The sequence below is a fragment of the Thiocapsa sp. UBA6158 genome (genome assembly GCF_002423035.1).
GTDB lineage: Bacteria > Pseudomonadota > Gammaproteobacteria > Chromatiales > Chromatiaceae > Thiocapsa.
The window spans coordinates 1-26901 of record NZ_DIUM01000112.1 but is presented as its reverse complement, the minus strand read 5'-3'; the positions used below and the strand labels follow the sequence as shown (position 1 = coordinate 26901).

The 26901-nt window shown below is 65.1% G+C and carries 27 protein-coding genes and 3 pseudogenes; 13 read left to right on the top strand and 17 right to left on the bottom strand.

Annotated features, from left to right (window positions below; translation table 11 throughout):
• Positions 1-37: 37 nt before the first annotated feature.
• From phnD to B4N44_RS15425, 6 genes and pseudogenes are all read left to right on the top strand, one after another.
• Positions 38-637: pseudogene (gene phnD, locus B4N44_RS15450) on the top strand (phosphate/phosphite/phosphonate ABC transporter substrate-binding protein); the annotation flags it as partial.
• Between the two features lie 28 nt (positions 638-665).
• A complete protein-coding gene (gene phnC, locus B4N44_RS15445) occupies positions 666-1490 on the top strand; it encodes a phosphonate ABC transporter ATP-binding protein (protein ID WP_296702598.1) in 825 nt (274 codons plus the stop codon).
• Entirely contained in the window at positions 1487-2344 is an 858-nt protein-coding gene (gene phnE / locus B4N44_RS15440) for a phosphonate ABC transporter, permease protein PhnE (RefSeq protein WP_296702595.1), read from the top strand. Before phnC ends, phnE (B4N44_RS15440) begins: the two co-directional genes overlap by 4 nt.
• The gene (gene phnE / locus B4N44_RS15435) at positions 2344-3159 is read left to right on the top strand and encodes a phosphonate ABC transporter, permease protein PhnE (RefSeq protein WP_296702594.1); all 816 of its coding nucleotides are present in this window, start codon (positions 2344-2346) and stop codon (positions 3157-3159) included. The genes phnE (B4N44_RS15440) and phnE (B4N44_RS15435) overlap by 1 nt, the downstream gene beginning before the upstream one ends.
• Before the next feature lie 94 nt (positions 3160-3253).
• Positions 3254-4609 carry a precorrin-3B C(17)-methyltransferase gene (gene cobJ, locus B4N44_RS15430; protein WP_296702591.1) on the top strand — a complete coding sequence of 452 codons (1356 nt, stop codon included), beginning with the start codon at positions 3254-3256 and terminating at the stop codon, positions 4607-4609.
• A 194-nt stretch (positions 4610-4803) separates the two neighbouring features.
• Entirely contained in the window at positions 4804-5559 is a 756-nt protein-coding gene (locus tag B4N44_RS15425) for a cobalamin biosynthesis central domain-containing protein (protein ID WP_296702589.1), read from the top strand.
• Here the strand turns inward: B4N44_RS15425 and B4N44_RS15420 are convergent.
• A complete protein-coding gene (locus tag B4N44_RS15420; RefSeq protein WP_414718159.1) occupies positions 5532-6581 on the bottom strand; it encodes a LysR family transcriptional regulator in 1050 nt (349 codons plus the stop codon). The genes B4N44_RS15425 and B4N44_RS15420 overlap by 28 nt on opposite strands.
• Before the next feature lie 145 nt (positions 6582-6726).
• Between B4N44_RS15420 and B4N44_RS15415 the strand changes: the two genes are divergently transcribed.
• Complete coding sequence (locus tag B4N44_RS15415; RefSeq protein WP_296702585.1) at positions 6727-6882, top strand: hypothetical protein; 156 nt, start codon at positions 6727-6729, stop codon at positions 6880-6882.
• On the opposite strand, the gene B4N44_RS15410 is transcribed toward B4N44_RS15415, so the two are convergent.
• From B4N44_RS15410 to B4N44_RS15365, 10 genes and pseudogenes are all read right to left on the bottom strand, one after another.
• Positions 6883-7152, bottom strand: coding sequence for a 4a-hydroxytetrahydrobiopterin dehydratase (locus B4N44_RS15410; protein WP_296702582.1), 270 nt, complete (start codon positions 7150-7152; stop codon positions 6883-6885).
• Positions 7153-7164: 12 nt separating this feature from the next.
• Complete coding sequence (locus B4N44_RS15405; protein ID WP_093036080.1) at positions 7165-7641, bottom strand: ferritin-like domain-containing protein; 477 nt, start codon at positions 7639-7641, stop codon at positions 7165-7167.
• Positions 7642-7695: 54 nt separating this feature from the next.
• Entirely contained in the window at positions 7696-8004 is a 309-nt protein-coding gene (locus B4N44_RS15400; RefSeq protein ID WP_093036077.1) for a BMC domain-containing protein, read from the bottom strand.
• A gap of 125 nt (positions 8005-8129) precedes the next feature.
• Complete coding sequence (locus B4N44_RS15395; protein ID WP_093036074.1) at positions 8130-8435, bottom strand: BMC domain-containing protein; 306 nt, start codon at positions 8433-8435, stop codon at positions 8130-8132.
• 122 nt (positions 8436-8557) lie between these two features.
• Positions 8558-8854, bottom strand: coding sequence for a carboxysome peptide B (locus tag B4N44_RS15390; protein WP_296702572.1), 297 nt, complete (start codon positions 8852-8854; stop codon positions 8558-8560).
• Positions 8854-9126 (bottom strand): carboxysome peptide A, encoded by a 273-nt coding sequence (locus B4N44_RS15385; protein WP_296702570.1) that lies wholly within the window; start codon positions 9124-9126, stop codon positions 8854-8856. The genes B4N44_RS15390 and B4N44_RS15385 overlap by 1 nt, the downstream gene beginning before the upstream one ends.
• Positions 9126-10637 carry a carboxysome shell carbonic anhydrase gene (locus tag B4N44_RS15380; protein ID WP_414718160.1) on the bottom strand — a complete coding sequence of 504 codons (1512 nt, stop codon included), beginning with the start codon at positions 10635-10637 and terminating at the stop codon, positions 9126-9128. The genes B4N44_RS15385 and B4N44_RS15380 overlap by 1 nt, the downstream gene beginning before the upstream one ends.
• Positions 10638-10937: 300 nt before the next feature.
• A complete protein-coding gene (locus tag B4N44_RS15375) occupies positions 10938-12914 on the bottom strand; it encodes a CsoS2 family carboxysome shell protein (RefSeq protein WP_296702564.1) in 1977 nt (658 codons plus the stop codon).
• A 664-nt stretch (positions 12915-13578) separates the two neighbouring features.
• The gene (locus tag B4N44_RS15370) at positions 13579-13923 is read right to left on the bottom strand and encodes a ribulose bisphosphate carboxylase small subunit (RefSeq protein WP_296702561.1); all 345 of its coding nucleotides are present in this window, start codon (positions 13921-13923) and stop codon (positions 13579-13581) included.
• A gap of 214 nt (positions 13924-14137) precedes the next feature.
• Positions 14138-15561 (bottom strand): annotated as a pseudogene (locus tag B4N44_RS15365) (form I ribulose bisphosphate carboxylase large subunit).
• Positions 15562-15846: 285 nt separating this feature from the next.
• Here B4N44_RS15365 and B4N44_RS15360 point away from each other — a divergent pair.
• Together B4N44_RS15360 and B4N44_RS15355 are read left to right on the top strand one after the other, a co-directional pair.
• Positions 15847-17511, top strand: coding sequence for a SulP family inorganic anion transporter (locus B4N44_RS15360; RefSeq protein WP_296702558.1), 1665 nt, complete (start codon positions 15847-15849; stop codon positions 17509-17511).
• A 101-nt stretch (positions 17512-17612) separates the two neighbouring features.
• Positions 17613-18659, top strand: a complete 1047-nt coding sequence (locus tag B4N44_RS15355; RefSeq protein ID WP_296702556.1) for an SAM-dependent methyltransferase — start codon at positions 17613-17615, stop codon at positions 18657-18659.
• 64 nt (positions 18660-18723) lie between these two features.
• On the opposite strand, the gene B4N44_RS15350 is transcribed toward B4N44_RS15355, so the two are convergent.
• A complete protein-coding gene (locus B4N44_RS15350) occupies positions 18724-18924 on the bottom strand; it encodes a YgaP family membrane protein (RefSeq protein WP_007195599.1) in 201 nt (66 codons plus the stop codon).
• Between the two features lie 279 nt (positions 18925-19203).
• Between B4N44_RS15350 and B4N44_RS15345 the strand changes: the two genes are divergently transcribed.
• Positions 19204-19785, top strand: coding sequence for an L-threonylcarbamoyladenylate synthase (locus B4N44_RS15345; RefSeq protein WP_296702549.1), 582 nt, complete (start codon positions 19204-19206; stop codon positions 19783-19785).
• A 62-nt stretch (positions 19786-19847) separates the two neighbouring features.
• Here the strand turns inward: B4N44_RS15345 and B4N44_RS15340 are convergent, their stop codons facing one another.
• Positions 19848-20393: a thermonuclease family protein gene (locus tag B4N44_RS15340; protein WP_296702546.1), complete on the bottom strand. Its 546-nt coding sequence runs from the start codon at positions 20391-20393 to the stop codon at positions 19848-19850.
• A gap of 27 nt (positions 20394-20420) precedes the next feature.
• On the bottom strand, positions 20421-21917 hold the full coding sequence (gene nhaD, locus B4N44_RS15335) for a sodium:proton antiporter NhaD (protein ID WP_296702543.1): 1497 nt from the start codon (positions 21915-21917) through the stop codon (positions 20421-20423).
• Positions 21918-22132: 215 nt separating this feature from the next.
• Here nhaD and B4N44_RS15330 point away from each other — a divergent pair, with 215 nt between their 5' ends.
• Both B4N44_RS15330 and B4N44_RS15325 read left to right on the top strand, forming a co-directional pair.
• Complete coding sequence (locus B4N44_RS15330; RefSeq protein WP_296702540.1) at positions 22133-22636, top strand: acyl-CoA thioesterase; 504 nt, start codon at positions 22133-22135, stop codon at positions 22634-22636.
• A 369-nt stretch (positions 22637-23005) separates the two neighbouring features.
• A complete protein-coding gene (locus B4N44_RS15325) occupies positions 23006-23338 on the top strand; it encodes a type II toxin-antitoxin system prevent-host-death family antitoxin (RefSeq protein ID WP_296702537.1) in 333 nt (110 codons plus the stop codon).
• Between the two features lie 308 nt (positions 23339-23646).
• Here B4N44_RS15325 and B4N44_RS15320 read toward each other — a convergent pair whose 3' ends face one another.
• Together B4N44_RS15320 and B4N44_RS15315 are read right to left on the bottom strand one after the other, a co-directional pair.
• Positions 23647-24150, bottom strand: a complete 504-nt coding sequence (locus B4N44_RS15320; protein WP_296702536.1) for a GNAT family N-acetyltransferase — start codon at positions 24148-24150, stop codon at positions 23647-23649.
• Positions 24147-24425 (bottom strand): DUF1778 domain-containing protein, encoded by a 279-nt coding sequence (locus B4N44_RS15315; protein ID WP_296702533.1) that lies wholly within the window; start codon positions 24423-24425, stop codon positions 24147-24149. Before B4N44_RS15315 ends, B4N44_RS15320 begins: the two co-directional genes overlap by 4 nt.
• 301 nt (positions 24426-24726) lie before the next feature.
• On the opposite strand from B4N44_RS15315, the gene B4N44_RS15310 reads away from it, so the two are divergent.
• On the top strand, positions 24727-25671 hold the full coding sequence (locus tag B4N44_RS15310; protein ID WP_296702531.1) for a hypothetical protein: 945 nt from the start codon (positions 24727-24729) through the stop codon (positions 25669-25671).
• 71 nt (positions 25672-25742) lie between these two features.
• Here the strand turns inward: B4N44_RS15310 and B4N44_RS15305 are convergent.
• A pseudogene (locus B4N44_RS15305) lies at positions 25743-26901 on the bottom strand (class I tRNA ligase family protein); the annotation flags it as partial.

Sequence of the window (26901 nt, the reverse complement as noted above, 5' to 3'; positions counted from 1 at the left end):
TCAAAGTTGTGTATAATGGGATGGGTCCAACCCGCTCGCGGTCAACTGCGCCGGCTTCGTGCCCTTCGCCATGATGGCGTCGGCCGACGGCAGCTACGGCTACGAGATGGAGATCATCACCTATCCCGGCAGCGGCATCGAGGCGGTCGAGGACATCAAGGGCAAGAAGCTCGCCTTCACTGCGCCGACCTCCAACTCGGGCTACAAGGCACCCTCGGCGATGCTGAAGGCCGAGTACGGGCTGAATGCCGAGAAGGATTTCGAGCCGGTGTTCTCGGGTAAGCACGACAACTCCATCATCGGGGTCGCCAACAAGGATTATCCGGCTGCGGCGATCGCCAACTCGGTGCTCCGGCGGATGCTGGCGCGCGGGGTCGTTCAGCCGGATCAGGTGGTGAGCTTGTACACGTCACAGACCTTCCCGACGACAGGTTACGGGCACGTCTACAATCTTAAGCCCGAGCTTGTCGACGCGATCAGAGATGCCTTCTTCAGCTTCCCGTGGGATGGCTCTGAGCTGGCGGCCGAGTTCGAAAAGTCGGGCGAGTCGCAATTCATCCCGATCGATTACAAGACTCACTGGGAGGTGGTTCGCCGGATCGATACGGCGATGGATGTGCGCTACGACTGTCAGTGAACCGTCGCGAGTTCGCTTGCACGCCCGGATGCTTCGTCTCGAATCCCTGACCAAGCGTTACCGCACCGGTGATCTTGCCCTGTCGGCCGTCTCGCTGGAGATCCCGGCGGGACAGGTCGTAGGGTTGATCGGGCCGTCCGGGGCGGGGAAGTCGACCCTGATCCGTTGCGTCAATCGTTTGGTCGAGCCGACTTCGGGCCGGATCTGGCTGGGTGACCTGGAGGTGACACGGCTGGGCCGGGGAGGGCTGAGACGGGCGCGGCGACGGATGGGAATGATCTTCCAAGAGTATGCCTTGGTCGAGCGTCTGACCGTGATGGAGAACCTGCTCTCCGGTCGGCTCGGATACGTCTCGTTCTGGCGCAGCCTGGCGCGCCGGTTTCCGCCCGACGACATTCGCAACGCCTTTCGGCTCTTGGATCGTGTCGGCCTGATGGAGCATGCGGATAAGCGCGCCGATGCACTCTCGGGTGGTCAGCGTCAGCGGGTCGGCATCGCCCGCGCCTTGGCTCAGGATCCGGACATCCTCTTGGTGGACGAGCCGACGGCGAGTCTGGATCCCAAGACCTCGCGTCAGATCATGCGCCTGCTGCGCGAGGTCTGCGCCGAGCAGGGTCTGGCGGCCATCGTGAACATTCACGACGTGGTCCTGGCCCAGCAGTTCATGATCCGTATCGTCGGGTTGCGGGCGGGAGTCGTCGTTTACGACGGGCCTCCGGACGGGCTGACGCCGGAGGTCCTGACCGAGATCTACGGCGAAGAAGACTGGACTGGAACGGGCGAGCAGACCGACGTCGATCGGTCCGCACCACCGGGATTGCCGGACACCGACGAGCTGGTCGGCGCCTTGTGAGGGTTGGGGACGTCAACGGCGAGCCCTCGATTGTCGAGGATGCCTCCCGTTTTGCTGCCGTGATCTATCCGAGCCATTGGCGCCGTCCGCCGCTGATCGCGGACGTCCGCCTGCGGTGGGCCATCTCGCTGGGCGTCGTGCTCTATCTGGTCGTCGGCATCGGTGCCGTCGAGGTGAATTGGGGGCGCTTGAGCGAAGGCTGGGAGCGGGGACTGCGCTTTCTCGGCGGCTTTGCTCAACCGGATTTCGTCTCGCGCTGGGACGATATCCGCGAGGGTTTGCTCGAAAGCCTCACCATGACCCTGACGGCAACGGTCGTCGGGGTCATGATCTCGATCCCGGTCGGCATCGGGGCCGCCCGCAACATTGCAACATCCCCTGTCTATCTCGCCTGCCGTGCCTTGATCGCGCTCTCGCGCTCGCTCCAGGAGATCATCGTCGCCATCCTGTTCGTCGCGATGGTCGGATTCGGGCCGCTCGCGGGTTTCCTGACGCTGGCGTTCGCCACCATCGGCTTTCTCGCCAAGCTCTTGGCCGAGGACATCGAGGACATCGATGCGGCCCAGGTCGAGGCGATCCGCGCGACCGGCGCCGGCTGGTGGCAGGTGCTCGATTACGGGATCCGCTCGCAGGTGACGCCGCGTCTGATCGGGCTCTCGCTCTACCGGCTCGACATCAATTTTCGCGAATCGGCGGTGATCGGGATCGTCGGCGCCGGCGGCGTCGGCGCGACCCTGAACACCGCGCTGGATCGTTATGAATACGACTCGGCCGCAGCCATCCTCATCCTCATCATTGCCATCGTGCTAGTGACCGAGTATGTCTCCGGTTGGGTGCGCGCTCGGGTGCAGTGATGGCGATCCGGCAGACCCCCGAAGGCCCGATCTGGCGCAAGCGTACAGGGCTTGCGTCGGTGGCGCTTTGGTGTGGGTGGTTGGCGCTGGTGTTGCTGTTCGTCGTAGCCTGGGAGGCGATGACCCGCAATCAGATCTGGGCCTTCGTGTGGGACGCGCCGGAGCAGGCCGCGGATCTCATCGACCGGATGGTGCCGCCGCGCTGGTCTTATATGGATCAGCTTTGGGCGCCGCTTTGGGACACCATCAACATTGCGACACTCGGGACCCTGATGGCGATCCTCCTGGCCGTGCCAGTCGCCTTCATGGCCGCGCGCAACACGACGCCGAGCGTCCTGTTCGTCCGCCCGGTCGCCATCTTCATCATCGTCGCCTCGCGCTCGGTCAACGCACTGATCTGGGCGCTCCTGCTGGTGGCGATCCTGGGCCCGGGCTTGCTGGCCGGGATCATTGCGATCGCGCTGCGTTCGATCGGGTTCATCGGCAAGCTGCTCTACGAGGCGATCGAGGAGATCGACCCGCGGCAGGTCGAGGCGGTCCGCGCGACCGGAGCCGGACCTGCGCAGGTGTTGGACTTCGGCATCGTGCCTCAGATCATGCCCGCCTTTGCCGGCATCACCCTGTTCCGCTGGGACATCAATATCCGTGAGTCGACCGTTCTGGGTCTAGTCGGCGCGGGCGGGATCGGGCTCCAGCTCAAGGCGTCCGTTGACGGCCTCGCCTGGCCGCAGGTGACCCTCATCTTCATCGTCATCCTCGCGACCGTGATCCTCAGCGAGTGGGTCTCCGCGCGGGTGCGAGCGGCCCTGACCTGATCTGAATGGGGACTGAGTGGGGCACTGCGGCAGGTCAGCGCTCCGGCAATCGGATAAGATCTCCCGACTCAGTCGACGCATTCCACCTCTTCCGATGGCTAAACCAAAGCGTAAGCTCACCCCGGCCGAGAAGGCGGCGAAGAAACGACGACGTGAAGAGACCATGGTCGTCTCGACATTGCAGGGTCGCCGCGCCGCCGTCGAACCCGAGGAGGTCCCGATGAGCAACGGGAAAATCTACCTGGTAGGCTTGGGTCCCGGCGACACCGCCGAGATGACGGGCCGCGCGCGCGTGGCCATCGCGGCATCCGACGTGGTCGTCGGCTATCGGACCTATGTCCGGCTCATCGCCGACTTGGTGAAGGACAAGCAGGTCATCGCCCGCGAGATGGCCGAGGAGCTGGACCGCTGCGGCGAGGCCGTGGCGCTGGCGCAGGCGGGACAGACCGTCGCGCTGGTGTCCTCCGGAGACGTGGGCGTGTTCGGGATGGCCGGTCCGCTGTTCGAGCTGTTGTTCGAGCAGGGGTGGACGCCGGATAACGGGATCGCGGTCGAGGTGGTGCCGGGTGTGACGGCGGCGTCCTCGTGCGCCTCCCTGGTCGGTGCGCCCTTGACGCATGACTTCTGTGCCATCTCGCTCTCGGACATGCTGACCCCTTGGCCGGTCATCGCCCGGCGTTTGGAGGCCGCGGCGCGCGCTGATTTCGTCACGGCGCTCTATAACCCCAAGAGCAGTCGCCGACCGGACCAGCTCCGAGAGGCGCGTGATCTGTTTCTGCGCCATCGTGATCCGCAGACGCCGGTCGCCGTGGTGCGGGCCGCTTATCGCCAACGCCAGGACGTGCGCCTGACCACCTTGGCCGAGATCGCCGACGGCGAGGTCGGCATGTTGACCAACCTCATCATCGGCAACTCGAGCACCTTCGTGCGTGCGGGGCTCATGGTCACGCCGCGGGGCTACGGGCTCAAGTATCGGTTGGCCGACGGGGCGGCGCGTCCCGGCGAGACGGCGCGGGTCTCCTTGTCGAGCGGGCTCGAGGGTTGGCGCCGCGCCCTGGTCGAGACCGCGCTGAATGAGGGGGTCGAGGCCGCCGCTCGGGCGCTGGATGCGAACTCGAGTCAGGTCCTGGATGCCTTGTCCGAGGCGCAGATCGCACCTTGGCGTGTCGTTCGTGATCCGGCGCCCCACGCCTTGCTGGAGGAGGCGCTCGGCTGGACCGATGCACGGTTGAGGATGTCCTCGCCGGGTGGCGGGCTGGTCGACCTGCGTCTTGCGGATGCTCGGCTGCAGGCCGATGGGGACAGCATTGTGATAGACGGCTCGGGCTGGCGTGTCGCGCTGACTCGCGCAGCGCTTGCGTTAGCCTACCGTGTCGGCCTGCCGAGCGGGGAGGGGGTATGGTTTCAGGATGCCCGGGGCGAAACGCTCTGTCGGGTCGGGTCCGGTTAAACCCCGTCCGGCGCGGAATGGTTCACGGGTGGTGGCGCCGCCCGAATTGGGCGTTTGCGCTGTGAGGATGGGTTTCGCTGCGCTCTACCCATCCGGTGCGTTTCGGTGGTTGTTGAATCGCTACTTGGAGGTTATCGCCTTGTTTTTATAAGTGCTTTTTTCGTGAGGCGCTCTTGCCCACGAGGAGACCGGCGTTGCATCGGAGCGGTACGGCGATTCTCGCCTTGACCCGGGGCGGCACTGTGCTGGCGGGGCTTCTTGCGTCTCGAATGGCGGTGTCCGGGGTCGTTTCCCGGGCGGTCGAGGTACATGTTCCGGAGAGGTTCCGCGAGGCGCTCGAGCCGAACGATGTCGTATGCGTCGCATCGATCGACGAACCGGTTTCCAGGCTCGTGACTCGGCTCTTCGTCGACCGCGCCGAACTCGTGTTCATCGCCTCGGCCGGTGTCGTGGTGCGTCTCATCGCGCCGCTGCTCGTGGATAAGACGCGCGATCCCGCCGTCCTGGTGATCGACGAGGCCGGGCGCTTCGTGATCCCTATCCTGTCCGGGCACCTCGGCGGGGCCAATGCGAGTGCGCAGCGGATCGCCGGTCTGCTCGGGGCGACAGCCGTGCTGACCACGTCGTCCGATGTTCAGGAAACGATCGCGGTCGATCTCCTGGGTCGTAAGCTGGGTTGGCGGGTCGAGGCGGACCGCGAGGCCTTGCTGCATGCCGCGGCGGCCGTCGTCAACGGCGAGCGCGTGGTCATCATCGAGGAGGCGTGCGGGCGCGAGTGGTGGTCGTCGGATCGGCCGCTTCCGGAGAATCTAGACCCGGTCGGCTCTTGGGACCGAGCGGGCGAGGCGAGCGCCTATCTCTGGGTGACCCGCAAGGCAATCGATCCCGCACTGAAAGACCGATTGGGGCCGCGTCTGGTTGTTTATCGTCCGGAAGGCTCGGACGCGTGACCCCTATCCCGTTCGGGTGCAGGCGTGTTCCGCAGGATCTTGTAGGTGCGATCGAGCGATGCGCGGATCTCGGGCTCGCGGTCGACCGAGAAGGCGAGGAATGCCTTGGCGATGGTCGAGAGGTCGCGGGCCTTGGGGTGGACCAGATACCAGGTTCGCTCGATCGGGAAGCCCTCGACGTCCAACATGACCAGACGCCCGGCCCCCCCGTCGAGCGTGAGGGTATGCAGCGAGAGTACGGAGATGCCCAGACCGGCGATGATGGCGTGCTTGATCGCCTCGTTGCTGCCGAGCTCCATGCGCACGTTCGGGCGCAGGCCCCGTTCGGCGAAGCGCCGCACCACCGAGTCGCGGATGCCCGAGCCGGGCTCGCGCAGCAAAAACCGCTCCCAGGCCAGCCGCTCCATCGTGATGCCGGTCTCGCGGGCCAGAGGATGATCGTTGCGCGCGAGTACGATCAAGGGGTTGGGGGCCAGATAGGTGGCCTCGACGTCAAGACCCGCGCCGCCGGGCTCACCGAAAATGTAGAGGTCGTCGTCGTTCGCATCCATCCGCTCGATGATGCGCGTGCGGTTGGTGACCTTCAACGAGACGTCGATACCCGGGAATTGCTCGCAGAAGGCGCCGAGGATCTCGGGGGCGAAGTATTTCGCTGTCGTGATGACACCGAGACGAAAGCGCCCGCTTTTGAGCCCTTTGAGGTCGGCGAGCTTGATCTCGAGGTCCGTGAGTGTACTCAGAATGGTGCGGCACGCGCTGTAGACCTCGCGACCGGCATCGGTCGGCTCGACGTTGCGACCGACATGCAGGAACAGCGGGGTGCCGACCGTGTCGGTCAGCTTTTTGATCTGCATCGAGACGGTCGGCTGGGTCAGGAACATCTCCTCGGCGGCGCGCGTGAAGCTGCCCAGGCGCACGATGGCCTCGAGGAGTTGAAGCTGACGCAAGGTGGCGTGTCGCACGAAGCGACCCGTCGCCTCGCTTTGGGCAGACGCTTTTTGGGTTGGGTTCGCCGCGGTCATCCGGTCGCCTGAGATCACGCGCGATGGCCCGATGGATGCTCAGTCCGGCCAAACACGCCGGGGCCGTTGCGAAGCGATTGGTGTTTCCGTGGTTTTGACCGAAGCGCGTTGCCTATCCGCGACCGCCGCGGGACGGAGCGCGATCTTGGCCTTCGCGCTCTTCGGAGGTGTTGTCGAGCCGGGCGTGCTGGGCCGAGACGCCGCTTTCGGCTTGGTGGGTGTCGTGCGCGGCGCGGCCGACGTTGCCGACGGATCGGTCGGTGCCTTGACGGCTCCGGGGACGGCCTCTTTGGGGTCTTGATTACTCATCGAGGGTCTTCTCGGTTTCGAGCAGCGCATCGATCTGGCGGGCGAACTGCCGAAGCGGCTCTGCTACCTCGGTCGCGTCGTCCTCGGCATGTAACGTGATGTTCACGTAGGTCCGCCCGAAGCTCATGTCCGGATAGATCGCGAGGCGCTCCGAGAGGCTCGCCGCCCGGTCCAAAAAGTCGCGGGTGGCCTCGTAGTCGGCAAACTCCAAACGCCGTTCGAGGCGAACGGGACGCTGACGTTCGTTCCAGCCTTGATTCATGACGGGGATCCCTTAAAAGTAGGCGCGTTCCGAGGGGTCACGATAGCGCGGGACACCAAGTGAGGCCAGCCAGTCATCGATCTCGCGGGCGTGGGCGGACTCCTCGTTCAGGAGTGCCTCGAAGAAGTCGCCGTTCTCCCGGTCTCCGACGCGTCGACAGAAGATCACCGCCTCGCGATAGAGTGCGACGATCTCGCCTTCGAGCACCGAGTCCTGAAGCAACAGATCGACCAGATTGCGCGAGACGCCGGCCGGACGCAGGTGCGATCCGTTCGGTGCCACACCCAGCGCCAACATGCGTTGGATGATGCGCTCGGCATGCTGCATCTCTTCGACCGTTTCCTCGCGCAGACGCCTTGCGGCTTCCGGCAAGCCCCAGGCCTCAGCGAGCGAGGCCTGGGTCATGTACTGCTGGACAGCGGACAGCTCCAAGCTCAAGGCACGACCGAGATAGCCAAGGGTACGAGGATGAATGCGTGCGTGTCTCATGCTTCAACACCCTTGCCGCCGTTATCGAGCGGCCAATGGCTCAACGCCTCTCGATCAGTCGGCCGCCGCCGGCAGGGTCCGGTTGAGGATCGGCTCGACCTCGCGGTGCGGGCGAGCAATGATGTGCGCCGCCACCAGACCGTCGCCGACGCGCTCGCAGGCATCGGCACCGGCACGCACCGCGGCGTTCACCGCGCCCGTCTCGCCACGCACCAGAACGGTGACGTAACCGCCGCCCACGAACTCGCGCCCGATCAGGCGCACCTCGGCGGCCTTGGTCATGGCGTCAGCCGCTTCGATGGCGGGCACCAGGCCGCGCGTCTCGATCATCCCCAATGCAATCCCGTAGCTTTCACTGGCCATCTGTGCTCTCCAATCGTTAAGTGTCGTGTAGATCGTTGATGAAGTATCTCGCGATTCGCTTTTGGCCAGTGGCTATCAACGATCAGCCACCGGCTGTTTGATCTTCGCGTGTTGCTGACCTTTGATTAGTCGACGGCCGGGCCGCCGACGGGGAGGATCGGCTCGACCTCGCGGTGCGGGCGGGCGATGATATGCGCCGCCACCAGGCCGTCGCCGACGCGCTCGCAGGCGTCGGCACCGGCACGCACGGCGGCATTGACCGCGCCCGTTTCGCCGCGCACCAGGACGGTCACGTAACCGCCGCCGACGAACTCGCGCCCGATCAGGCGCACCTCGGCGGCCTTGGTCATGGCATCCGCCGCTTCGATGGCGGGGACCAGTCCGCGGGTCTCGATCATGCCGAGCGCGATTCCGAATTTTTCGTTTGCCATCGTTTCTATCTCCTCTGTGTACCAAGTCGCCGCGGGCGATGCTGCCCGATCATCTTCAATCCAGATTCAAAGCTCTTCGTCGAGGCTGACCACGCCGGGCGGACCCGGCCGGATTCATGCCCTCATGCCGCTCGGTCAGTGGCCACGGCGGTCGACTCGACCGCCTTGGCTCGCTCTTCCTCCCAGCGATCGATGATCCCGCCGATCGTCAGGTCGGTGAGAATCCCGGCGTCTCCCATCGCATACCGGGCAGCCGATCCGCTGACCACGAAGACCCAGTCTCCGGGGCGGGCATCCACAGGGTCGGTGGCGACGTAGTGCTTGCCTTTCGTATCCTGCAGCAGCCGCAGATCCCAATGCCCGAGCCCGGTCACGCGATGCGTGCAGACCAGCGATCCGATGACCTGCCTGATCTCCATCAGGCCGCACCTCGCGACCCGGCACCCGTTTCGGGCGGCCAATGATCGATGATGCCGACGATGGTCAGGTCGCTCGGATACTCCTTGCTGCCTGCCGCCTCGCGCGCCGCGGAGCTGCCGACACAGATCACCCAGTCGCCCGGCACGCAGCCGACTGCATCGACCGCGACCTGTTGTGTGCTCCCGTCGCGCACCACCAAGAGGTGCTTGTGCTCGAACCCCGGAATCCGGTTGGTCGAGACCAGGGGGCGCTCCACCTGACAGATCTTCATCAGTGGCCTCCCGCGGTCGGCGCGGTCAGCGAGCATCCGACGACCTCGATGCCGGTGCCCGCGTCGCTGTCGCGCACGACGAGCAGGCGGTGCAGCAGGCCGCGGTCGTCGAGATCGGCGAACCGGCCGGCGAGCGCGGCATCGAGCCGCCGACAGCGTGTCGTTGCGCGCTCGCGCGCACCCGGCACACCGCCGTGATAATCAAAGCGGATGACGATCGGGATCGGCAGACCGCGCGAGACATTGAGCCCACCGAAGATCTTGCGCCCCACGTCCAAATCCGCCGCACCTTCCTCGACCGTGTACAAGTAGGCGAAGTAGGTCAGGTTGCGCAGCTGGATCTCCTCGAACCCGATGCCCACGCCCATGAAGCGCTCGGCGTGACCCGCGTCGGCGTAGCGCCCGCCGTGCACCTGTCGCACATAGTCAATCTGCGACAGGTTGTTCTCGATCAGCCGTGCGACCAGGCGGAGCATGCCAGGATCGGCGCTTGCCGGCGCGTGCGCCTTGACCAGCTCGGCGACCCGCGCACGCGCTGCGGCCGGCTCCAGGTCACGGGTGATGGCGTGGACCTTGATCGCGTCGACCGACTGCGTCAGATCCATGCGGCCCTCGCCGTCGGGCACATGCACCCGGATCGCGTCCGTGTCCGTATCCATGCCGATCAGCAGCAATGCCACCGAGGCACCGCAGCAGAAACCGTTCTCGACCGACTGGCGGAAGGCCAGGAGTCGGTCCAGGGCGGCCTGTGCAGCCGCCGCATCGTTCGACCCGTGGGCCGCGCAGCCCTGATGGTGCGGATCGACCGAACTGTAGTGATAGATCACCGTCTTCAGATAGCGCGTGGGCGAATCCGCGGTGTTCGGTACGCCTTCACGGAACCGACCGAGCTCGACCTCGCCCCACTTGGAGACCGTGTTCTCGACATCGAACAATCCCCCGGCGTAGGGCTTGCGCCGCACCGCGCCGAAGGGCAGGCGCAGCACATAGCTGATGGCGTGTGCCAAGCGTCCGTCCGCACAGGGCGTCACATCGAGCTGATGGAAGCCGCAGTCCTGGAGAAATCGGTCGAGGGCATGGACCTCGCGCCCGCCGAGCGGGTCGTTCGCGAAGAAGTCGTCCGCCATCCGACGGTAGGTCTCGAACACGCACCAGGCGAACAGACGACGCAGGTCGAGCTGAGTCACCCAGGCGTCTGCGAGCATGTACTCGGGCAGATCGAATCCAAGCTCTGCCCGGGCGATCGACTGCGCGTGCTGCTCGAAATCGGACTCGTGCTGGAGCGCCGAGATCTGCTTGAGCACGGGCACGATCCGATCGAACGCCGTCTTGACCCGATCCTCGTAGCGCTGCAGCCGTGCATTGCCGTCACGATCGGTGAGCGGGTGAAGCCCGTTCGGACCCGGAGCGCGCCCACCGGCTGTTTCGGCAGCGACGGCCCGAGTGGTCTGGCGCGTCATCCGCTGCGGGACATTTGCGCCGGCCGACCGAGCCGAGGGCCGCGGGCGCATCCGGGGGGCACGTGCCGCTGCAGTCCGCCCGGCCTGTTCCGGTTTCGCCAGCTCCGACTTGACCAGATCCGACGTTGCCGGTTGCGGCATCGCCGTGGGCGCACCCGAGACAGACTCGCCCTGATCCCGCGACCGATAGCCGGGCGGGGTGGGTTCGTGTGCGGACGCCCAGATCAGGCTCGCTCGGGTTGGACGGCGTTGTTTCGACATGACCTCGTTGTCTCGTCAGATTCCGATGTGGGCTTGCGTATGACTCGGTCGGGAAGATCCGATCTCGCGGATCGTTCCCGTGTCCGCTGCTCAGCCCCTCGCCCCACCCGAGTAGGTGATGAGCGAACCGCGATCCGTGTTGCCGCTGGCTCCGGTGACTCGACTCACCGGCGCAGGAAGCTCCTCGTTGCGCTTCGGCTTGACGGCAGCCATCGCGGCCATCGCTCCCGGGCGGGTCGGGTTGCGGCGCCGTGCGGAGGGACCCTCGGTCCCGGTGACACGCTCGCCACGCTCCCAATCGTCACCCGTGATCTTGGTCCCGGCAGCTTGGCCTTCGCCCGTCACCCGGGAGCGGACCGCTGCGGGTGCCGCATCGCCCCCTGCCGTCTCGGCGTGCGCCATCTGCAACAGATTTCCCGGCACGGACGGACCACGGTCGAAGCGAAACTGTTCAGTTCCCGTGATCTTGCCCGTGCCCATTCCGAAAGGGCCGGTAATCCTCCCCTCCTGCTCGTAGAGTGTGCCCGTCACGCCGCTTCCTTGGCTGGCCTGAAACGCCTGCCGTGCAGGCGACTCGACGCTGAAGCTCTGCCAGGGCACGGCCTCGAGTGGTTGAGGCAACAGCTGGGGGAAGTCACTGTCGCCGGGGCGCGCAGCGCTTCCGCAGGTCTCCTCGAACTGGTCGACGCCGACATAGGGCGTCCCGCTGATCTCTTCGCAAGCACCCCTGGAGGCACCTGTCATGACCCCGCCGATCCCCGGCTGGGTGCCGGTCATACGCGCCGCCATCGCCGCAGCCATCGGACGCATCCGCTCGGCGATCAGGCGCTGCTGCTCCGGGGCGCAGTAGGTCGCCGTCTGCTCCAGCCCCGCATAGGGCGTGCCGGTGACCACCTTGCAGGTGCCGGGCTCGTCACCCGTGACCCGAGCCGAGCGACCGGTCTGCGTGCCTGAGACCGTCAGCCCTTTCGGCGTCGAAGACAGCCCGACTTTCGGTGCCTCCATCGGGGCCGGCTGGATGCCGCAGAACTCCTTGTACTGTTCGGCGCCGACATATTCGTCGCCGGTCACCAGTCGACAGCTCCCGGGCTCGTCGCCGGTCAGCTTCGCACTGCGCCCGACTCGGGTGCCGGTCACGGATCCGCCGCCGAGCGTCTGCGTCAGGTTGACCTTCGGCGGCGCCCTCTTCAGATCGGGCAGGTCGCCGTTGGCCGAGGACATGTACTGACTGCCGGTCGGCTGGATCCCCGCGCCGTGCTCGTTGCCCGTGACCTTGGCCGAGAGGCCCGGCAGGACACCCGAGACGGGGCGACCGCCGGTGGTCTTGGTGCGCCCGGTCTGACGCGGGTTCGGCGTCAAGGCGGTCCCGCAGAATGCGCTTGCCTGCTCGGCCGACAGATATTCCGTACCGGTCACGGTCTTGCAGGTCCCGGGCTCGTCGCCCGTCACCCGGGGTGAACGTCCCACCTCATTGCCGGTCACCGCGTTGCCGTGGCTCGTCGTGGTCACCTGGACCTTCGGGGTCGGTTTGGGCGGTTCGGTCTGGCAGAACTCGCGGAAGATCTCGGCGCCCATGTACTCGGTCCCCGTGACCTCGCGACAGACGCTCGGCTCGTCGCCGGTGACCGAGCGTCTGCGTCCGACCCGGGTGCCGGTCACGAATTGACCTTGTGCCGTCTCGCTCAGACCGACCTTCCAAGGCTGATCCTCGGCCCCGCCGACCTGACGGTCACGCCCCGGTCTGACCCGCCCCGTGGCTTGGACTTTGCGTGTCCCGGCCGAGCCTGCGGTGCTGCGATGCGCGCGAACGGTTTGGGCCAGATCGCGCCCGGACAGCTGCGGGTTGGCCTGGCGCGCGAGACTCGCCGTGGTCGCCGGGGTATTGACCGCAGCCTTGCCGCGGCCGGACGTGGCGGAGCGTCGAGCGAGCGCCAGCATGCGCCCGGTGGGCTTGACGGCAGTGATGCGCTTGGCGCTACGTCGCGTCCCGTTGGTCGATGGATTGGTCGTGGCGGCGAGAGACGATGCGCCCCGGCGATCCGAGGAGAGGCGCGCTGCGTCCGTCATCGAGCCGCGCTCCTTCGTCGCTTCCGGGTTTCCGCCGCAGCCGCAGCCGCAATCCGAACCGTCGTCGCGAACGGCCTTGGTCGCCGTTTTCGGCGCCGGGACGCGTGTACGATCGGCCCTGCGATCGGCCCGCTTGCCGGCCTTGGACAGTGCCTCGCGTCGAGCCCTGGCCTCCGCGCGGCTGGTGCCTGATGCAGATGCCGGAGCCTGTACCCGCCGAGCAGGCGAGACGACCCTGGATAGTGAAGGTGCCGATGCGACACCGCCCCACCCGGTGCTCGACACCGATTCCGCGGCGGCAGCCGGCGCAACCTGCGGTTGTGGCGTCGTAGGGCGACGCACCGCAGCAACCTCGGGCGTGCGGCTACGCTCGGCCGCCCCGGCGGCTGCGCTGGTTCGCTTGCCCTGAGTGGACAAGGCACGGCGACGTGCCAAGGCCGCCTCGCGGCCGCTCGATCTCAGATTCGCTTTGCTGGGCATGGTCGTTCCCTTGGACGTGGAGCGCATGAGCGATGATTGCCGCAACGCGACAGAGCCCTGTCGCCGTTCGCATCACCGGCTCGGCGATCGCGCCGCTCGCTCGGTGTTGAAACACTGGATCTCGGGTGCTCGGCACCTTTCGGCTCGGCGGCAGNNGGAGCCTAGACTACCGTTGGACTTGCGATCAGCCGCGACCCTCGAACACCACGAAGCAGGAGCCCTGACTCTGGGTGTAGTTGTCGTAGCCGGTTACGCGGACATGGTGATCCGGATAGGAGCGATGACACGCCTCGAGCTCGCTCACCACCTGGGCCAGATCGGTCACCCCGAAGAAGGGTAGCTTCCACATGGTCCAGTAGTGGTTCATGGCCTTGCTGGGGTGGATATGCTCGATACCCGGCGTCCAGCCCTGCGCGATGATGTAGGCGATCTGGTCGAAGATCTCCTCCTGGGTCATGGGCGGCAGAAACCCGAAGGTCTCCAGTGTGCGCCTGGTTTGGTAGTCGCCCGTGGTGCTTTGGAAAGGCATGGTTTCGGTCCTCATTGTGCGAATGCGTTGGGTTCGAGTGGGTGCTTTAGAGCCGCCAGCTTCCAGCCTCCAGCCTCCAGCCATCGGCTGCTGCCGGGGTTGAGTCCCTCCCGCCGCGCTGCGAGCCGCTTTGCAACTTTGCCTTGGCGGACTCGGATCTCAGCCAGCGCCATCCCGAGCAGGAGGCCGGAGGCTGGCGGCAGGAGGCTTTGCCTCAACCCACGTCGAGCTTATCGACCGTGTCGAACTCGAACTTGANNACTTGATCTCTTTCCAGGTCTCCATCGCGATCGCCAGTTCCGGACTGTGCTTGGCCGCGTTGGTCATGATCTCGCGGGCCTCCTTCTCGAGCTCGCGACCCTCGTTGCGGGCCTTCACGCAGGCTTCGAGTGCCACACGGTTGGCCGCGGCACCGGCTGCGTTGCCCCAGGGATGTCCCTGAGTACCGCCACCGAACTGCAGGACCGAGTCGTCGCCGAAGATGGTCACCAGTGCCGGCATGTGCCAGACGTGGATACCGCCGGAGGCAACGGCGAAGACGCCGGGCATGGAGCCCCAATCCTGGTCGAAGAAGATGCCGCGGGCGCGATCTTCGGGGATGAAGGACTCGCGCAGCAGGTCGACGAAGCCGAGTGTGGAACCGCGGTCGCCTTCGAGCTTGCCCACGACCGTTCCGGTATGCAAATGGTCGCCGCCCGATAGACGCAGGCACTTGGCCAGCACGCGGAAGTGGATGCCGTGCTTGGGATGACGGTCGATGACCGCATGCATGGCGCGGTGGATATGCAACAGCATGCCGTTCTTGCGGCACCACTTGGCCAGACCCGTGTTGGCGGTGAAGCCGCCGGTCAGGAAGTCGTGCATGATGATCGGCTGACCGAGCTCCTTGGCGAACTCGGCGCGCTCGTACATCTGCTCAGGGTCGGCAGCGGTCACGTTCAGATAGTGACCCTTGCGCTCGCCGGTCTCGGCCTGTGCCGCGGACACGGCCTCGGCGACGAACTCGAAGCGGTTCTGCCAGCGCATGAAGGGCTGAGAGTTAACGTTTTCGTCGTCCTTGGTCAGATCCAGACCGCCGCGCAGACACTCGTAAACGGCACGGCCGTAGTTCTTGGCCGACAGACCGAGCTTCGGCTTGATGGTTGCGCCCAGGAGCGGACGACCGTACTTGTTGAGCTTGTCGCGCTCGACCTGGATACCGCTCGGCGGGCCCATGCAGGTCTTCACATAGGCGATCGGGAAACGGATGTCTTCCAGGCGCAGATGACGCAGCGCCTTGAATCCAAACACGTTACCGACGAGCGAGGTGAGTACGTTGACGACCGAGCCTTCTTCGAACAGATCGATCGGGTAGGCGATGAAGGCGTAGAACGACTCCTTATCGCCGGGCACGTCTTCGATGCGGTAGGCGCGGCCCTTGTAGAATTCCAGGTCGGTCAGGAGCTCCGACCACACCGTACTCCAGGTCCCGGTCGAGGACTCCGCAGCCACGGCGGCGGCGACCTCTTCGCGCGGCACACCGGGCTGGCCGGTGCATTTGAAACAGGCCAAGAGGTCGGTGTCGAGGGGGACATAGTCCGGCGTCCAGTACATGGCCCGGTATTCTTTTACACCGGCATCGTAGGTCTTCACGCTCATGGTCAGCTCCTGTGGTCTGTGCCTTGTCCGCCTCGCCTGCGGAGGCCGTTTCGAACTCTGCCGTGAACCTTACTGAATCAGCGGCATAGGAAAAAGTCGATAATTTCTATCAATCACATCTACGATAGTCTATGCAAGCGCGCGCCTGCATTCTGATGCCCTCGATGCGCCTTCCGGGCCCCATTCATAGACGAAAGAATATGCAAGGCAACAGAAACTTCGATTATTGTCGAAGCGCATCGATCCGGATACTGTTCGTCAGTATACCGAATCGGAGCTGCCTGCATGCGCGTTCTCAACGAGATCCGCTTCGACAATCTACGCGGCGACCTCTTCGGCGGCGTCACCGCCGCCGTCGTCGCGCTTCCGATGGCGCTCGCTTTCGGCGTCGCATCGGGCGCCGGTGCGGAGGCCGGTCTCTACGGCGCCGTCTTGGTCGGGTTGTTCGCGGCGCTGTTCGGGGGCACACCGACGCTTATCTCCGAGCCGACCGGCCCCATGACCGTGGTCTTCACCGCGGTCATCGCCTCGCTGATCGCGGCCAATCCGGAGCAGGGCATGGCGATGGCCTTTACGGTCGTCATGCTCGCGGGCCTGTTGCAGATGGCGTTCGGTGCGATGAAGCTCGGGCGCTATGTCACCATGATGCCCTTCACCGTGATCTCGGGATTCATGTCGGGGATCGGGATCATCTTGATCATTCTGCAGCTGCCGGGACTGATCGGTCAGGCGGCGCCGGGTGGCGGGGTGATCGGGACCCTGCAGGCCCTGCCCGAGATGGTCCGTGCAATCGATCCGCAAGAGGCGATTCTGGCGGGTCTGACCCTCGCGATCCTGTTCCTGATGCCGGCGCGTATCAAGCGCATCCTGCCGCCTCAGCTGGTGGCGCTGGTCGTGGGCACCTTGATTGCGATCTGGTGGCTCGGGGATCAGGACATCCGTCGCATCGGGGAGATTCCTTCGGGTCTGCCCTCGCTGCAGCTTCCGGTGTTCACCATCGACCAGTGGCAGACCATCCTGATCGATGCGCTCGTTTTGGCGATGCTCGGCTCGGTCGACGCCTTGTTGACCTCGGTGATCGCAGGCAGCTTGACCCGCAAGCAGATCGACTCCGACAAGGAGCTGCTCGGACAGGGCGTCGGCAACCTGGCATCGGGCCTTTTCGGCGGGCTTCCCGGAGCGGGAGCGACCATGGGTACGGTCGTGAACATCCAGGCCGGCGGGCGGAGCGCACTCTCGGGCCTGACCCGGGCGGCGATCCTGGCCGTGGTCGTGATCTGGGCGGGTGCGCTGACCGCGAACATCCCCTTGGCAGTCCTTGCAGGCATCGCCCTGAAGGTCGGTATCGATATCATCGACTGGGGTTTTCTGGCCCGCGCCCATCGGGTGTCGATGAAGGGTGCGCTCATCACCTATGGCGTCATCGTCATGACGGTGTTCGTCGATCTGATCACGGCCGTGGCGATCGGCCTCTTCGTGGCCAATGTCCTCACGATTCGGCGTCTCGCCGACGTGCAGGAAGAGTCCGTCTGTGTTCTCCCGGCCCGGCGCAAGCGCGACGAGGCGCCCTGCGCCGGTCTGTCGTGCGAGGAGCGCGCGCTGCTGGCTCAAGGGCGCGGTCGGGTGAAGATCCTCTATCTCAGCGGTCCGCTGGTCTTCGGTGCAGCCGCCGCCATCAGCCGTCAGAGTCCCAAGCTCGAAGGCGCACAGGCGATCGTTATCGATCTGAGCCAGGTTCCGCACATGGGGGTCACCACTGCGGTTGCGGTTGAGTCGACGGTGCGCGATGCGCTCTCACAGGGTCACGCGGTCTATATGGCCGGTGTTCACGGTCAGCCGCGCGCGCGATTGGAGCGCCTGGGTTTGCGCGGGACCATGCGCGAGGATCGCTGGGTCGAGGATCGCGAGTCCGCATTGAAGCTTGCCTTGGAGCAGATGTCGCCCCGGTAGCTGCGAGCCCGCGCGATGCACTTTGTGTTCCCGGCCGTCTTGCCCTCCGGGCTCCCCGCCAATACCTCTCGCGGTATCACGGGACGAACAAGGAGACGACGATGGTGCGTGCAACAGAAACGGCGATCCGCTGGGTCGAGCAAGGCAAGGTCCCCGACAGCGTGACGCGCAGCGGCATACGCGCCCTGCTGCGCGGACGTCTGGCGACCTTGCCGACGGAGGATTGCGAGGCGGCGATGCGCGAGAAGCGCGACTTCATCGCCATGATGGACGCCTCGCCGATCGCGGACGTTCCGGAGCGCGCGAACGAGCAACACTACGAGCTGCCGGCGGCCTTCTTCGATCTGGTGCTGGGTCCACGTCGCAAATACAGCTCCTGTTACTGGCCCGACAGCATCCAGTCGCTGGAAGAGGCGGAAGAGGCGTCCTTGGCGATCACGGCCGAGCGGGCCGGAATTCAAGACGGCGATCGGGTGTTGGAGCTCGGATGCGGCTGGGGTGCCATGAGCCTCTATCTGGCGGAGCGATTTCCGAGCTGCCGGATTACCGGGGTCTCGAACTCGAGCGGGCAGCGCGCCTTCATTGAGGCGCAGCGCGATCGACGGGGTTTGACGAATCTGGAGATCGTCACGGCGGATATGAACGATTTTCAGGCCGACGGCCAGTACGATCGGATCGTGTCGCTCGAGATGTTCGAGCACATGCGAAACCATCGCAAGCTGTACGCCCACGTCTACGATTGGCTCAAGCCGGGCGGGCGCTTCCTGATGCACATCTTCGTCCATCGCGAGCATCCCTATCCTTTCGAGGACGTCGGTCCAAGCGACTGGATGAGTCATTACTTCTTTGCGGGCGGTATCATGCCGAGCGACGATTTACCGCTGCATTTTCAGGAGGATCTCAAGCTGGTGGCGCGCTGGCGCTGGGACGGTCGGCATTACGAGCGCACGCTCAATGCCTGGCTGGGGCGGATGGATGCTGCACGCGATCGCATCTGGCCGATTCTCGAAGAGACTTACGGCAGCGATCAAGCGGGCATTTGGTGGATGCGCTGGCGCCTCTTCTTCATGGCCTGCGCCGAGCTGTTCGGGTATCGAAAGGGACAGGAGTGGTACGTGAGCCACTATCTCTTCGAGCGTCCGGCCTGAGTCCGGACCGCCGGTCACGGTTCGTAAAAGGCGCGTGACCGGGGTCCGATGACCGGGGCCTGGATCAGGCCTTGTCGTCCTTGTTCGTGTTGATGTTCAGCGGCATGTACGCGGGGCAGGTGCCGATCGCACCGGTCGCGAGCACGACCAAGCCGATGATCGAGAAGAGCACCGTGTTCGTGACGATGCCCAGGAAAACCAGAACGCCGCCGGCAGCCAGACGGATGTTACGATCGGTCTTACCAACATTTTTGATCAGGGTCATGAAGTCAACTCCGTTGTGCAAAAGGAAAAAAAAGATCGAGCGTGTGCCGGGCTTCGCCGAAGGCGCGGGATCTGCGAGGCTGGTCACGATGGACTCGCCCGTTTGGCCCGGCCGCTCCTGTATCGGTTACCGTCGGCGGGAAAAAATACAGTATACCCATTCCCGGTCTCGGGGTTCGTTGCGATCCGGCAAGGGTTGCCGACGATCGCCCTGCGGCCGTGATCCGGCGCGACCATCCGATGCCTTCGTGGGATCCCCGGCGTTGCGCTTGGTTCCCCGATGACCTCGGCCTCTCTGGCGAGCCAGCGTCCGAACCAGCGTCTTCGGCGTGCCGCCAGCATCATCGCGGACGGTGGCGTGGTTGCCTATCCCACCGAGGCTGTGTTCGGTTTGGGTTGCGATCCTCGTAACGGCGATGCGGTCGCGCGGATTCTGAGCATGAAGCGCCGTGATGTCGCCAAGGGGTTGATCCTGATCGCCGCGGATCCGAGCCAGCTCGAACCCTTCGTCCTGCCGCTCGCCGCCGATCGGATGGCGGAGATCCGAGCCAGCTGGCCGGGGCCGAATACCTGGCTGCTGCCGGCACGGTCCGACACACCCCGATGGTTGACCGGGCGCTTCGACACCCTTGCGGTTCGGGTCACGGCACACCCGCTTGCCGCCGCGCTCTGCAGCGCCTATGGCGGCGCCATCGTCTCCACGAGTGCCAATCAAGCCGGCCGACGACCGGCCCGGACGGCCTTGCAGGTCCGCTTGGCGCTCGACGAGGTCCCGGACATGATCCTCGCCGGGGCCTGTGTCGGCTCCGATCAGCCGTCCCGTATCCGCGACGGACGCACGGGGCGGATGCTGAGGGCCTGATCGGCCAAGGGTAATGGGAACGCTAGCCCTCGGGGCAGGATCCCGGCGTCCCGACCCGCACATCAACGCCGCTGTCGGAAGGTCCAAGGGGTCTGATGATCCCCCGGCGTCGCCCAGATCCCTACCGAAGCGGCCCGGGCCTTGCGCTCTGAGCGGAAGAAACGCGACTCCTCGCAATAGCGAGGATAGACCGCAGCCTGTCCCTGCTTGACCTGTTCGAGATTCAACGAGAGTCGCTCGCCGTCGGCAGTGTACACCTCCGCCACCGTCCGCCCGAAGCGGTCTGTCTCGATGGGCCGAAGCTCGACCCGATCCGTGGCAATTCGCTTCAGGTGTGCTCGGGACCGATTGCCCCAGGGCTTTTGGCCTTTCTCGGGTGCGTCAATACAGTACAGACGGACCTCCATGGACTTGCCGCTGCAGGTCAGCCGGAGCGAATCCCCATCCAGCACCTGATCCAAGGCGCAGAGTCGACTCGACCCGGCGAATGACCAATCGACCGGGATCAGACCCGGTCCCCAACGTTCGATGACCCAAGCGCCGGCCACGGCCAGTGCGATCAGAAGGCTCGGGAGGGCAGGGCCACGCCCTCGCCACCATCGCTTCATCGGCGCACTCGCCGCGGCAGCGAGCCGTCAACCATTGAGCCACAAATGGACGACGATGCTCGCGAAGTAACCCAAGGCGATCTCGGGCGTCCATCGCAAATGTGCGAAAAAGGTATAGACGCCGCGGGCCTGGCCCATGAGGGCGACCCCGGCGGCCGAGCCGATGGAGAGCAGCGATCCGCCGACACCGGCGGTCAAGGTGACCAGGAGCCACTGGGCCTGATCCATGTCCGGATTCATGGTCAGGACGGCGAACATCACCGGGATGTTGTCGACGACGGCGGACAGGAGACCGATGGCCACGTTGGCGGGGATCGGCCCCCATTGCTCATACATGACATCCGAGGCCATCGCGAGATAGCCGATGAACCCGAGACCGCCGACACAGAGTACGACCCCGTAGAAGAACAGCAGTGTGTCCCACTCGGCGCGCGCCACCTTGTTGAAGACATCGAAGGGCGTGATGTCGCCGATCAGATTCGCACGCTCGACGTTGCGTTTCTGCCAGCCGTGATGGCTCATCCGAAGATAAAAGCCGAAGAACTGCAGATACCCGAGCCCGGTCAGCATGCCGATGACCGGCGGTAAGTGCAGGAAGTTGTGGAAGGCGACCGCTGTTGCGATCGTCAGCAGGAACAGCAAAATGATGCGCCTGGCGCCGCGTCGCATGTGGATGTCCACCGGCGCGGTTTCGGCCTCGAGTTCGGCGGCTCGGTGGTACGAGAAGGATACCCGTCGAGTCGGTTTCGCCGGCGCCGTTGCGAGCTTGATGTGGGGCTTGACGTCGGGCACGGCGTGATGCATGAATAAAGCGGGTATCAGGAAATTCACCAGTGCCGGGATAAAGAGATCGAAAAACCCGAAGAAATCGATGATCCCTTTCTGCCAGACCATCAGGGTCGTAATGTCGCCGAAGGGGCTGAAGGCCCCGCCCGCGTTCGCCGCGACGACGATGTTGATGCAGGCTAGGGTCACGAATCGGGTGTTGTCGCCGCCAACCGCCATCACGACGGCACACATCAAGAGCGCCGTGGTCAGGTTGTCCGCCACCGGCGAGATGCAGAACGCCAGTCCGCCCGTCATCCAAAAGAGCGCACGTAGACCGAAGCCCTTGCGGATCAGCCAGGAGCGCAAGGCATCGAACACCTGCCGCTCCTGCATGGCGTTGATGTAGGTCATCGCGACCAACAGAAAGAGCATCAACTCCGAGTATTCGAGCAGGTTGTGGCGCACCGCCGCCTCGGCCTCGTGGGTGAGGCCGTTCTGCGAATAGACGTAGGCGATCAGCGCCCAGATGAGGCCGGCCGCGATGATGACCGGCTTGGACTTGCGTAAGTGCAGGAACTCCTCGCCCATCACGAACACGTAGGCGACTACGAAGATGCTCAGGGCCGCATAGCCGACGGTATGCGCAGTCAAGTCGATCCACTGCCCGGACTCGCTCGCGAGCGACAGGCCGGGTATGAGTAGAGCAAAAAGACCCATGTAGGGCACAAACGAAAGTCGTCCGGAGGCGCGCATCATGATGAATCCTGCTGGGATGGGGGGGCGGAGCCGCGGGCGATCGCGTCGGTGTTGAAGTCGACCGCACGGCCTATCCTCGAGCGTCTGCGTCGGCCATCCTGCGCCGAAAGCGCCGTCGCCCGACGCGACACGCCGCAAACTCCGCGCTCGAGCCATGCCGCCGACGGCGGCGCTCACGATACTAGCGGATTCATCCAGCGCCAAGCGGGTTTTACATGGAACAGCAGCACAAGACCTTGACCATGACCCTTCTGATGACGCCCGACATGGCCAACTTTTCGGGCCATGTTCACGGCGGGGCGACCTTGCGGCTGCTCGACCAGGTCGCTTATGCCTGCGCCGCGCGCTATTCCAATCACTACGTGGTCACGCTCTCGGTGGATCAGGTCTTCTTTCGCCAGCCGCTGCGCGTCGGCGAGCTGGTCACCTGCCTGGCCTCGGTCAACTACACCGGCAACACCTCGATGGAGGTGGGGATCCGGGTCATCGCCGAGGAGATCATCCACAAGACCACCCGCCACGCCATGACCTCGTACTTCACGATGGTGGCGGTCGACGACCAAGGGTGTCCCGTGAAGGTGCCTGCGCTGCAGATCGAAACACCCAACGAGCGCCGCCGCTACGAGAGCGCGGCCCTGCGGCGGGAGTTCAGACGCGAGATCGAGCGGCGCAACGACGAGATTCGTCAGGTGCATAAGAGCCGGGCGGGGGAGTCGTGATGGCTGCGACCAACACGTCGTTCGGGTCGGTCCCGGCTCGTCGAGGTGAGCTCGACAACAATTAACGCAAAGAACGCAAAGAACGCAAAAGCGTTCAATGTCCTGCCTTATTGACGGAAGACCTGACGCGGCTGTGCGTGCGAATCAATTCGCACCTACAAGCCGGTTCTACCTGTTCCGGAAATCACCTTGGCGGCGTCGGATGCAGCCGCGTGTAAGACCCCCCAGACAGCGTGTGACGTTTTTTGTGCTACGCTTCGTGAGCACACTAAACCGTGCCGATTCCGGCGGTCGTCAAGTCTGCCAGGGCCGATCCCATCCAAAAAACATCGCATACCGCACTGGGTGCGGTTTCATTTGAGGCGGCTGATGGAAAAGCTCGATGTCTTCTCGGTTCGGGAACTGCGTACTCGCTCGGGTGATCTGCTCAGAGACGCCGAGCTCGGACAACCCGCGCTCATCACGAAACATGGCCGACCCGCGATACTCGCCGTGCCGTTCGACCGGCGGTTGCTCGATCAAGGCGTGCATCGCGCCTTGGCACTGACCCTGTTCGAGAACCGCCAACTGACACTCGCCCAAGCCGCGAAGGTTGCGGGGCTCTCGCTGGATGGGTTCATCGATCTGCTGGGATCCCTCGGCCTAGCTGCCGTGGATTATCCGGCAGAGGAGTTGGCGGACGAGCTTGGCGCCGCCTTGTGAGGGCGGGTTGACGGGTGGGTCAGAATGAACAGGATCGTCGTCGCGGACGCCTGGCCACTGATCGCCCTGGCTCGGACCGAACACCTGTCGCTGCTGTTCGCCCTCTACGGATCCGTATTCGGGGACAGTATATGCAACCCATCCTGCTCCGTAGTGAGCGGACATGCCTCGCATGCGAGCGTCGCTGCTGCCGGGCTTCGGGTCTGGCTTGTGGGCAGGCAGTACTCTACCGGCGGAGTTAAATTTACTGTCCATATAAAATGCGGAAGGGGCGTCGCAGCAGCGGCATGGGGGACACGCAGCCTCAGTCAATCGAGCAGCATGCGGAAGGTCTCGATCGGCGCGATGAGCTGGAGTGGGCTCGAGGCGAAGGCGTTGAAGCCGTGGTGGCGGTAGAAGGCCGCGGCCTCGTCGTCCTTGGCGTCGACCACCAGGGCGAAGACCGCGATCTCGGAGCGCAGCGCGCGCATCGCTGCATTGAGCACGAGCGCGCCGCCGAGTCTGCGGCCCTGGAAGCGCCGGTCGATGGCAAGCCGCCCGATGCGGGCCGCCGGCACCGCGGGGTAGCGGGGCAGCCGGCGTGTCATGTCAACGGGGAGGTCGGAAACCGGAACATCGGCGGCCGACAGCGTGTAGTAGCCGGCGACACGCCCGGTTGTCTTCTCCACTGCCACGTAGCAGGCGCTGACCCGGCGGCGTAGATCCTGGCCGACCTGGGTCTTGAAGTAGCGATCCAATGGCTCAGCGCCGCAGCAGAAGTCCGAGCGATCCTCTTTGCCGAGAAGCCTGATCTCGAAGGGGTGATCGGTCATACCGGGCCGATCAGCGCCTCATGCGCGGCCCGCGCACGCGCCAGGGCCGGCCTCGGCTCCGGCGGATTCAGCAGCAGCTCCACGAATCGGCGCTGATCCTCGACCGATAGGCGTATCGTCGACGCTTCTTCCAAGGCCCTGCGGGCCTCCTTCTCCGCCGCAGAGACCACGAACTCGCTCACGGAGCTGCCTTGCAGCTCCGCGGCCCGCTGTACGAGGACGAGCGTGTCCGGCTTGACTCGGGCCTCGATGCGCTTGGATTTGGTCTTCATCATCGCTTCATCTTCCGTCCACTAGACACTCACTGTACGGCGCAGACGCCGTACAGTGCAAGGCAGAACGTCAGTCGGCCCCGCTCGAAGACGGCCCCTTCTGCGATACAGACGCCGAGTCGGTAGCCGGGGCCGAGGCCACGGCTCGGTCTTCCACCGCAGTGGCCCGCTCGTGCGCTTTGCAGCGAATTCGGGTGACAGTAAATGGAGCTCGTCCCGCTCCGTTACAGGGGACAGTATAAGTCACTGGAGTTTCGCGGTTTTCGGGGGCCTGCGCGGACGGGTAGGGGAGTTTTGGAAGGGTTTGCCGGATTTCGCGCAAACCCCACCGAAAATCCTGAGGCCCAGGCCGCGCGACGTCTGCCGGCTCAGAACCCTAAAACTTCAGTATCTCAATAGCCTCGACCAGTTCGTCAAGCATGCGCTGCACTGCCGGCATTACCTGCGCTACTGTGACGATTTCGTACTGCTGTCCGCCGATCGCGAGCAGCTGGTGGATTGGCGGGACTCCATCGAGGGCTATCTCGACCAGGCCCTGGAGCTGGCGCTGAATCCGCGCCAGCGCCTGCGCCCGCTGTCCGACGGGGTGGACTTCCTCGGCTATATCGTGCGTCGCGACTATCGCCTGGTGCGCCGGCGCGTGGTCAATAACCTGCGCGCGCGGCTGCTGACCTTCGAGGCCGAGCTTGTTGGAGAGGGGCGCTGTTTGCGGCGCTTTCGCTATGAGCCAGAACTGCTCGATGCCTTGCACGCGGTGCTCGCCTCCTACCGCGGGCACCTCGGCAAGGCCAACAGCCAACGGCTCTGGGCTAGCCTCTGGCAACGCTTTGCCTTTCTGCAGGAATACTTCATTCTGGATGCCGCGACAGGCAAGCTTCTGCGCAAGGACCGGGTCCCGCCCCAGTTGACCTCGGTGCGTGAACAGTATCGCTGGCTGCGCCAGCGCTTCCCTGGCGATGTGGTCTTCTTCGAGGTCGGGCGCTTTTATGAACTCTACGGCGCCGACGACGTGTTGTTGGCGCAGCGCCTCGGCCTCGAACCCTTGGCGAAGAACCGCCGCGGGGCACGCTTCGGCTTTCCGCTCGTGTTGGCGCGGCGCTATGCGCGCACGCTCTTGCGCGACGGGCGCTCTATCCTCGTGGCGACACAGACCGAACAGTCATGGACCGGCATCCGAGAACGTCGACCGCAGTGGCGCCTGGTGCCGCGACACGGGGCAACGGTGGAAACTGCTGGGGGGAAGACGTGAACGCTGGACAATGAGCCCTCCGGCAGCTTCGATCTTCTCGGATCCTAATGATGGGTCGAAGGGCGCGCCGATCACAGCGCCGCAATCTTCTCCCGCTGCGCCTGTAGGTTGCCGATCGCCGTCGATTGCTCGACGAGCCGCGCACGCTCTTTGTCGACGACGGCGGCCGGGGCCTTGTCGACGAAGCTCGGGTTGGCGAGCTTCTGCCCGATCCGCGCGATCTCGTCGGTCAGGCGGCCGATCTCCTTGTCGAGACGTTTGAGCTCGGCGTCCTTGTCGATCAGGCCGGCCATCGGGATGAGGAGCTTCATGTTGCCGACGAGTGCGATCGCCGATTCCGGCGCGCTCGACTCGTCATCGAGCAGAGTGACTGACTCGATGCGCGCAAGAAAATCCAGGTAGGGCCGGGCCACGGCGAGCCAGGTCTTGTCCTGCTCGGAGGCGTTGGCGACCAGGACCGGCAGCGGTTTACCGGGCGCGATGTTCATCTCGCCCTTGATCCGGCGCACCCCGAGGATGACCTGCTGGACCCACTCGATCTCGGCGACGGCCTCGGGGTCGTCGGCGCCTGCGTCGGCGACGGGGTAGGGCGCGAGCATGATGGTTTCGCCCTGCGCGCCGGCCAGGGGCGCGACCTTCTGCCAGATCTCCTCCGTGATGAAGGGCATGATCGGGTGGGCGAGCCGCAGCAGGGCCTCCAGCGTCTCGACCAGGGTGCGGCGGGTGCCGCGCTTGGCGGCATCGCTGGCGCTCGTGCCGGTGAGCACGGGCTTGGACAGCTCCAGATACCAGTCGCAGAATTCGTTCCAGGTGAAGTCGTAGATCGCCTGGGCGGCGAGGTCGAAGCGGTAGCCCTCGATGGCCTCCGTGACCGTGGCCGTGGTGGCGTTGAGACGGGCGCGGATCCAGCGATCGGCCGCGGAGAGCTCCAGCTCGCTGCTGGATTGATCGGGGGCTTGGCCGCAATCCTGATCCTCCGTGTTCATCAGCACGTAGCGCGAGGCGTTCCACAGCTTGTTGCAGAAGTTGCGGTAGCCCTCGCANNGAAGGTGAAGCGCAGCGCGTCGGTGCCGAAGCCGGGGATGCCGTCGGGGTAGTCCTTGCGGGTCTGTTTGGCGATCTTCTCGGCCAGATGCGGCTGCATCATGCCCTTGGTGCGCTTCTCGACCAGCGCTTCGAGTCCGATCCCGTCGATCAGATCGATGGGGTCCAGCACGTTGCCCTTGGACT

Bases quoted from the DNA above. Each gene is read 5' to 3' on its own strand.
- phnC (WP_296702598.1), top strand. From the start codon at position 666: ATGCTTCGTCTCGAATCCCTGACCAAGCGTTACCGCACCGGTGATCTT.
- B4N44_RS15325 (WP_296702537.1), top strand. From the start codon at position 23,006: ATGGAAAAGCTCGATGTCTTCTCGGTTCGGGAACTGCGTACTCGCTCG.
- B4N44_RS15330 (WP_296702540.1), top strand. From the start codon at position 22,133: ATGGAACAGCAGCACAAGACCTTGACCATGACCCTTCTGATGACGCCC.
- B4N44_RS15380 (WP_414718160.1), bottom strand. From the start codon at position 10,637: ATGCGCCCGCGGCCCTCGGCTCGGTCGGCCGGCGCAAATGTCCCGCAG.
- B4N44_RS15400 (WP_093036077.1), bottom strand. From the start codon at position 8,004: ATGGCCAGTGAAAGCTACGGGATTGCATTGGGGATGATCGAGACGCGC.
- B4N44_RS15355 (WP_296702556.1), top strand. From the start codon at position 17,613: ATGGTGCGTGCAACAGAAACGGCGATCCGCTGGGTCGAGCAAGGCAAG.
- B4N44_RS15315 (WP_296702533.1), bottom strand. From the start codon at position 24,425: ATGATGAAGACCAAATCCAAGCGCATCGAGGCCCGAGTCAAGCCGGAC.
- B4N44_RS15420 (WP_414718159.1), bottom strand. From the start codon at position 6,581: ATGACCGCGGCGAACCCAACCCAAAAAGCGTCTGCCCAAAGCGAGGCG.
- cobJ (WP_296702591.1), top strand. From the start codon at position 3,254: ATGGCTAAACCAAAGCGTAAGCTCACCCCGGCCGAGAAGGCGGCGAAG.
- phnE (WP_296702594.1), top strand. From the start codon at position 2,344: ATGGCGATCCGGCAGACCCCCGAAGGCCCGATCTGGCGCAAGCGTACA.
- B4N44_RS15390 (WP_296702572.1), bottom strand. From the start codon at position 8,854: ATGGAGATCAGGCAGGTCATCGGATCGCTGGTCTGCACGCATCGCGTG.
- B4N44_RS15345 (WP_296702549.1), top strand. From the start codon at position 19,204: ATGACCTCGGCCTCTCTGGCGAGCCAGCGTCCGAACCAGCGTCTTCGG.
- B4N44_RS15360 (WP_296702558.1), top strand. From the start codon at position 15,847: ATGCGCGTTCTCAACGAGATCCGCTTCGACAATCTACGCGGCGACCTC.
- B4N44_RS15350 (WP_007195599.1), bottom strand. From the start codon at position 18,924: ATGACCCTGATCAAAAATGTTGGTAAGACCGATCGTAACATCCGTCTG.
- B4N44_RS15370 (WP_296702561.1), bottom strand. From the start codon at position 13,923: ATGCCTTTCCAAAGCACCACGGGCGACTACCAAACCAGGCGCACACTG.
- B4N44_RS15385 (WP_296702570.1), bottom strand. From the start codon at position 9,126: ATGAAGATCTGTCAGGTGGAGCGCCCCCTGGTCTCGACCAACCGGATT.
- B4N44_RS15375 (WP_296702564.1), bottom strand. From the start codon at position 12,914: ATGACGGACGCAGCGCGCCTCTCCTCGGATCGCCGGGGCGCATCGTCT.
- nhaD (WP_296702543.1), bottom strand. From the start codon at position 21,917: ATGATGCGCGCCTCCGGACGACTTTCGTTTGTGCCCTACATGGGTCTT.
- B4N44_RS15410 (WP_296702582.1), bottom strand. From the start codon at position 7,152: ATGAATCAAGGCTGGAACGAACGTCAGCGTCCCGTTCGCCTCGAACGG.
- B4N44_RS15405 (WP_093036080.1), bottom strand. From the start codon at position 7,641: ATGAGACACGCACGCATTCATCCTCGTACCCTTGGCTATCTCGGTCGT.
- B4N44_RS15395 (WP_093036074.1), bottom strand. From the start codon at position 8,435: ATGGCAAACGAAAAATTCGGAATCGCGCTCGGCATGATCGAGACCCGC.
- B4N44_RS15340 (WP_296702546.1), bottom strand. From the start codon at position 20,393: ATGAAGCGATGGTGGCGAGGGCGTGGCCCTGCCCTCCCGAGCCTTCTG.
- B4N44_RS15320 (WP_296702536.1), bottom strand. From the start codon at position 24,150: ATGACCGATCACCCCTTCGAGATCAGGCTTCTCGGCAAAGAGGATCGC.